Here is a 6,613-nt window from a genome sequence, read left to right on the forward strand (position 1 = left end):
GTATTCGACCGGTTCGCCGCCCCYCTCCCGCCGAACGCATCGCCCAGCGCCTCCGACAGCACCGTGTACTTGCCGATATTTACCACGGACACCGCATACATCACGACGAAGAACGCGAACAACAGGGTGATGAAGTCGGCGTAGGAAATCAGCCAGCGCTCGTGGTTCTCGGTGTCCTGTTCGTATGGTTTGCGGCGCGCCATGGTCAGCCGCCGTCAGTGCTGGGCCAGCAGGCAGGCCACGCGCTCCTCGATCACGCGCGTATAGTCGCCCGTGGCGATGTCATGGAAGACGTCGGTCAGGATCTCGTACTGGGCCACGCGCTCGGCGACGATGCCCTTGATCTTGTTGCCGACCGGGTAAAAGAACAGGTTCGCCAGGCCCACGCCATACACGGTCGAGACGAACGCGACGGCGATACCGGCACCGAGCTTCGACGGGTCGGACAGGTTTTCCATCACGTGGATCAGGCCCAGCACGGCGCCAAGAATGCCCACCGTCGGCGCATAGCCGGCCGCCGACTCCCAGATGCGCGCGGCCTGGCGTTCGCGGAATTCGTAGTTGTTGATTTCCGTGTCGAGCAGGCTGCGCAGCTTGTCCGGCTGAATACCGTCGACGACGAGGCGCAGGCCCTTCTGGATGAACGGATCGGCCTTCGCCATGTATTGCTCGAGCGACAGCAGCCCATCGCGCCGGGCCGACAGGCTCCACAGGTGGATCTCGCGCGCGAGCGCCTGGCGGCGGTCGGGCGGCGTCACGAACACCCAGCGCAGCATGCGCACGCCGCGCACGAAGGCGTGCGACTTCGTCTGCAGCAGCACGGCGCCGAACGTGCCGACGACGACGATGGCGAACGCGGCCGGCTGGACCAGCGAGGCGAACTTGCCGCCGTCGAGCGTATGCCCGACGACGATCCCGGCCAGCGCCAGTGCGAGGCCGAGCAGGCTGGTCAGGTCCACGACCGCTCCCGCAGATAGGTACGCAGGCGCGCCACTGCCTGGGTGTGCAGTTGCGAGACGCGCGATTCCGACACGCCCATCACGGCACCGATTTCCTTGAGGTTGAGTTCCTCTTCGTAGTACAGGCCCATCAGCATCTTCTCGCGCGGCGGCAGCGCGTCGATGGCGTCGATGACGGCCTGGCGGAAGTCCGTGTCGAGCAGGCTCTTGAGGGGATCGTCGTCGTCCACCGCATAACGGTCGAGAAAGGTGTCGTTGCCGTCGTCGGCGTGGAAGTCCTCGTAGTAGACGAGCTGGTGGCCGCCGGAATCGCCCAGCAGCTCCTGGTAGTCGCCCAGCGACAGCTTGAGCGATTTCGCCACTTCCGATTCGCTGGGCGGCCGGCCCAGCTGCTGCTGCAGCGCGGCCATGGCCTGCTCGACCTTGCGCATGTTGGCGCGCGTGGAGCGCGGCATCCAGTCGCTGCTGCGCAGCTCGTCCAGCATGGCGCCGCGGATACGCAGCACCGCATAGGTCTCGAACTGCGCGCCGTGATTCTCCTCGTAGCGGTTGATCGCATCGAGCAGGCCCATCATGCCTGCCTGTACCAGGTCATCGACTTCGACGGACGGCGGGAGCTTGGCCTTCATCTGGTGGGCAAGACGCTTCACCAACGGCATGTGTTCCGTCAGTAGAGAGTTCTTGTCCGCTTTCCCTTTGACCGTGTACATGGTTCCAGTAATTAATTATTCTTCGCCACTCAGGCGGCCCGTCCCTGCTGCATGCCGGTGCGCGCGAAGCGCCCGGCCAGGCGGCGGAACGCCACCGAGGCACCGGCCAGCGGGAATGCGTCGACCACGGCACGTCCGAGACGCGCGGCGCGGTGCAGGTACTCGTCCGCCGGTACCGAGCCCATCGAGCTCAACGTTACCGCCAGGTMACGAGTTGCCGCAGATGACATATTATCGTATACCACCTTCGCCTCGGCTTCGGTAGCCCCCGTGACAAGGATACCGAAGGGACGGCGGCCCAGATGCTGCGAGAGGCGCTTGATCAGCGCGTAGGCGTTCGTGATCGACGCGGCGCTCGTCGAGACCTGCACGACGATCTCGGACGTGGCCATGATGGGCACCGGGAACATGTCGTCGTCGCCGAACTCGCCGTCGACCATCACGATGCTGCCGGCCTGCTTGACGAGCACGTCGAAGGCCTTGGCCAGGCGCCGCGCCTCGTCCGCGCTGGTGGGCGCCATGCGCGCCATCGTGGCGACGGAAAAGCCCTGCGGCACCGGGTGGATGACCTGGTTCAGCGCGCATTCCTGGCGCGCCACCTGCAGCAGGCCGGGACCGCGATCGACGCCGAGGCGCTGGGCCACGCCGTAGTCGCGCGTGCAGGCGTCGACGATCATCACGTCGTTGCCGGACTGGGCCAGCGAGGCGCCCAGGTTGACGAGCATGGCGCCCTTGTCGTCCTGGGGCGTGGCGGAAAGAAAGGTCACGATGCGCGGCTTGGGGCCGGCCAGCATCCGGCGCAGGCCCTCCGCCTGGTCGAAGTCGAAACTAGCCAACGTACACCTCGCGCAGCGAACGGTCGTTGTTCAGGTTGCCGAGGCCGGACATCATCAGCGGCAGGTCGGCATCCGCGAACTGGGCGGCCGCGTCGCGGCGGGTGCGGAAGGCGCGGTCGACGAGCATCGCGCGGTCGGCCAGGTGCAGGTCTTCCGGCACGCGCTGGCCGTTCGAGATGTAGTACAGGCTCAATTTCTGGCGCACCAGCACGTCGAGCACGTTGCCGATCGACGCCGCCTCGTCCAGCTTGGTCATGATGCAGCCGGCCAGGCCCGTGCCCTGGTAGGCACGCACGACTTCGTTCAGCGTCTCGTTGGTCGACGTCGCGTTCAGGCACAGCAGGCGTTTCACGTCGGCGCCGGATTCCGTCAGCATGGCGACCTGCTCCGTCACCATCTGGTCGCGCTGCGACATGCCGATCGTGTCGATCAGCACGGTATGCTTGTTGCGCAGTTCCTTCAGGGCGATGCGCAGGTCGGCCTCGTCCTTCACCGAGTGCACCATCACGCCCAGGATCTTGCCGTAGATGCGCAGTTGTTCGTGGCCGCCGATACGATAGGCGTCCGTCGTGATCAGCGCCAGCTTTTCCGGACCGTGGCGCATCACGCAGCGCGCAGCCAGCTTGGCGGTCGTCGTCGTCTTGCCGACGCCGGTCGGGCCGACCAGCGCGAACACGCCGCCGCGGTCGAGGATCGCATCCTCGTCGGCCATCGTCGTGATGTTGCGCGACAGGACCGTCTTGATCCAGCGCAGCGATTCGGCGGCATCCTTGCCGGCCGGCAGCTTGTCGATCAGGTAGCGCGACAGGCTGGCGGAAAAGCCGGCGGCGAGCATCTCGCGCAACACGGCGGCCTTCTGCGGCTCGCGCTGCTGGGTGCTGCCCCACGACAGCTCGGCCAACTGGCTTTCCATCATGCCGCGCATGGCGCGGATCTCGCTCATCATGCCGTGCATCTCGGCGGCAGCCGATTCCTTCGCCTGAGCGATCGCGGCCGACATCATCGCCGTCATCGCGGCCATGTCGAACGCCGGCGCTTCGGGTTGCGGGGCGCGGCGGGTGGCATACGTCGGCGCCGCGGCCGGTGCGGGCGGCTCGTCCAGGTCGTACATGGCATTGAGCTGCGGATTCTGCGGCTGGCGATCCAGCGGCTGGCGATCCAGCGGCTGGCGCGGGGCCGGGATGTCGTCGAACGGACGGGCTGCGGGCACCTGCTGGAAGGCGCGCGGGGCCGGACGCGCGGCCGGCGCCGGCGCGTCGAACGACGGTTCCTGCGGAAGGTTCAGGTGCGGGCGCGGCGCGGCCATGTCCGACTCCGGCGCCGGCGAGGCCAGCGAGGCGACATCGTCATTGTCCAGTGCGAGGATCTCCACCACGCCATCCACGGGACGGTTCGACAGGATGACCGCATCCGGCCCCAGCGCCTCGCGCACCTTGCGCAAGGCTTCGCGGGAAGTCGCCGCTGTAAATTTCTTCACGTTCATCGTTGTTCTCCGCTCTTGCTGGCTGGTGGTTCGCTATCCGGTCACGCGGGCACAATGGCCCATTCACGGAGAGGATTATTGACGATGCCGATGGGAAACCATCGGCAGAAAAAAGCGGAGAAAAAGCTCTATTTCTCTGAGGCCGCTAAAAGGAATCAATGTGCCTAAAGCGCGATTTTGCAAAAAATACAATGGTTTCCGGCGACCTTGTCAATTAAACTCTCGGGTTTGGTGGTGCTCGTCACCTGCAATGCATTCCTTGTTAAAGAAAGCCAACGCATGAAAATCTACCCAGTCATCCTCTCCGGCGGTGCCGGTACCCGTCTTTGGCCGYTGTCGCGGGCAGTCATGCCCAAGCAGTTGTTGCCGCTCGTGACGGACAAGACGATGCTGCAGGAAACCGCAYTGCGGGTCCGCGGCTGGCCGGGAGTGATGGCACCGCTGGTGGTGTGCGGCAACGAGCACCGCTTCCTCGTGGCCGAGCAGCTGCGCGGCGTCGGGATCACGCCGCACGGCATCCTGCTCGAGCCGGCCGGCCGCAACACGGCGCCCGCCGTGGCCGCCGCCGCGCGCTACCTGCAGGCGCAGGATCCGGASGCCGTGATGCTCGTGCTGCCGGCCGACCACGTGATCGARAARAATGAYGCGTTCCGCSWRGCCGTCGARCGCGCCGCTGCCCAGGTCGGGCAGGGCGCCCTGGCCACGTTCGGCATCGTGCCGGGCGCCCCGGAAACGGGGTATGGCTATATCCGCCGCGGCGAGCCGCTGCCGGGTTGCGACGACTGCTACAAGCTCGACCGCTTCGTCGAAAAGCCSGACCGCGACACGGCCGCGACCTTCGTCGCCGACGGCGGCTTCTACTGGAACAGCGGCATGTTCATGTTCCGYGCCGACCGCTTCCTGGCCGAAATCGAAAAGCATGCGCCCGCGATCGCCCAGGCGGCCAGYGCCGCCGTGCAGTCCGCGTACAGCGACCTCGACTTCTGCCGCCTGGACGAGGCCGCGTTCGCGGCGAGCCCGTCCGATTCGATCGACTATGCGGTGATGGARCACACGCGCGACGGCRTCGTCGTCGCGGCCGACATCGGCTGGAGCGACGTCGGTTCCTGGTCGGCGCTGGCGGATGTGCAGGACAAGGATGCCAACGGCAACGCCGTGCGCGGCGACGTCTACCTCGACAGCACGAGCAATACGCTGGTGCGCGCCGAGAGCCGTATCGTGGCCGTCGTCGGCGTGAAGGACCTCGTCGTCGTGGAAACGCGGGATGCCGTCCTCGTCGCGCACAAGGACCAGGTCCAGCGCGTCAAGAACGTCGTCGACCACCTGAAGGGCAACGAGCGTACGGAACACCTGTACCACACGAAGGTGTACCGTCCCTGGGGCTACTACGAAGGCATCGACGCGGGCGAGCGCTTCCAGGTCAAGCGCATCACCGTCAAGCCGGGCGAAAAGCTGTCGCTGCAGATGCACCACCATCGCGCCGAGCACTGGATCGTCGTGTCGGGCACGGCGCGCGTGACGTGCGGCGACAAGGTCACGCTGCTGGCCGAGAACGAGTCCACGTACATCCCGATCGGCATGACGCACCGCCTGGAGAACCCGGGCAAGCTSCCGCTGCACCTGATCGAAGTGCAGTCCGGCAGCTACCTCGGCGAGGATGACATCGTCCGCTTCGAGGACATCTACCAGCGGGCCTAACGGCCTCATCAGAACTGCGGCGCCCCCGCCGCAGATCATTTCCAGCGGTTAAGCCGCGCCCACGAGGCTTGTCACCCGGATCGTCTTCGATTCAGGAATTTCGGAATGTGACAACACCTTCAGCTGCGGCAATGCCCTGCGCAGGAAACGCGACAACAGCGTGCGCAGCGGCCCAGGCACAAGCAGTACCGGCGTCAAACCCATCGCTTCCTGCTGTTGCGCAGCATTGGCGGCCTGCTGGACGATGGTGTCGGCCAAGCCAGGTTCGATGCCCGTGCCGTCGCCGCCTGCATTCAGCGCCTGCACGAGCAGGCGTTCCAGACGGTTGTCCAAGGTCATCACGGACAGTTCGTTCGTGCCCGGGAACAGCTGTTGCACGATGGCGCGGCCCAGTGCGATGCGCACTAGCGCCGTCAGGTCGTTCGGATCCTGCGTGCTGCCGCCATGCTCGGACAGCGTCTCGATGATCGTGCGCATGTCGCGGATGTGCACGCCTTCCTGCAGCAGGTTCTGCAGCACTTTCTGCAAGGTCGACAGCGATACGACCTTCGGCACCAGGTCCTCGACGAGTTTCGGCGCCTCCTTGGCCAGGTGGTCGAGCAGCGCCTGCACTTCCATGCGGCCCAGCAGTTCCGACGCATGCGTCGTGATCAGGTGGTTCAGGTGCGTGGCGATGACGGTGCCGGCATCGACGACGGTATAGCCCATGCTCTGCGCTTCGTCTTTCAAGCCGGCGTCGATCCAGATGGCCGGCAGGCCGAATGCGGGATCGGTCGTCACGAGACCCGGCAAGGTGCCGCTCGCCATGCCCGGGTTGATCGCCAGGTAYTGGCCATTCATCGCCTCCCCGCTGCCGACTTCCACGCCCTTCAGCGTGATGCGGTAGGCCGACGGTTTCAGTTCCAGGTTGTCGCGGATGTGCACGGG

General features: G+C 65.9%; 7 protein-coding genes. 1 reads left to right on the forward strand and 6 read right to left on the reverse strand.

The window, feature by feature from the left end; all coding sequences use genetic code 11:
- The 5 genes from AC1DYX_RS25830 to flhF all read right to left on the reverse strand — a co-directional run.
- A partial coding sequence (locus tag AC1DYX_RS25830) for a flagellar motor protein MotB (RefSeq protein ID WP_477264197.1) occupies positions 1-203 on the reverse strand: 203 nt, incomplete at its 3' end.
- 12 nt (positions 204-215) lie between these two features.
- Positions 216-959 carry a flagellar motor protein gene (locus AC1DYX_RS25835; RefSeq protein WP_477264199.1) on the reverse strand — a complete coding sequence of 248 codons (744 nt, stop codon included), beginning with the start codon at positions 957-959 and terminating at the stop codon, positions 216-218.
- Positions 950-1,669, reverse strand: coding sequence for an RNA polymerase sigma factor FliA (locus tag AC1DYX_RS25840; RefSeq protein ID WP_477264201.1), 720 nt, complete (start codon positions 1,667-1,669; stop codon positions 950-952). The genes AC1DYX_RS25835 and AC1DYX_RS25840 overlap by 10 nt, the downstream gene beginning before the upstream one ends.
- Before the next feature lie 29 nt (positions 1,670-1,698).
- Positions 1,699-2,505 carry a MinD/ParA family ATP-binding protein gene (locus tag AC1DYX_RS25845; protein ID WP_477264203.1) on the reverse strand — a complete coding sequence of 269 codons (807 nt, stop codon included), beginning with the start codon at positions 2,503-2,505 and terminating at the stop codon, positions 1,699-1,701.
- Positions 2,498-3,988, reverse strand: a complete 1,491-nt coding sequence (gene flhF / locus AC1DYX_RS25850; RefSeq protein WP_477264205.1) for a flagellar biosynthesis protein FlhF — start codon at positions 3,986-3,988, stop codon at positions 2,498-2,500. The genes AC1DYX_RS25845 and flhF overlap by 8 nt, the downstream gene beginning before the upstream one ends.
- Before the next feature lie 279 nt (positions 3,989-4,267).
- Here flhF and AC1DYX_RS25855 point away from each other — a divergent pair, with 279 nt between their 5' ends.
- A complete protein-coding gene (locus tag AC1DYX_RS25855; RefSeq protein ID WP_477264207.1) occupies positions 4,268-5,686 on the forward strand; it encodes a mannose-1-phosphate guanylyltransferase/mannose-6-phosphate isomerase in 1,419 nt (472 codons plus the stop codon).
- A 48-nt stretch (positions 5,687-5,734) separates the two neighbouring features.
- Here AC1DYX_RS25855 and AC1DYX_RS25860 read toward each other — a convergent pair.
- Positions 5,735-6,613 (reverse strand): FHIPEP family type III secretion protein (locus AC1DYX_RS25860; RefSeq protein ID WP_477264209.1); only part of this gene is annotated, 879 nt, incomplete at its 5' end.

The sequence above is a fragment of the Massilia sp. P2_C2 genome (assembly GCF_056404615.1).

Bases quoted from the DNA above. Each gene is read 5' to 3' on its own strand.
- flhF (WP_477264205.1), bottom strand. From the start codon at position 3,988: ATGAACGTGAAGAAATTTACAGCGGCGACTTCCCGCGAAGCCTTGCGC.
- AC1DYX_RS25840 (WP_477264201.1), bottom strand. From the start codon at position 1,669: ATGTACACGGTCAAAGGGAAAGCGGACAAGAACTCTCTACTGACGGAA.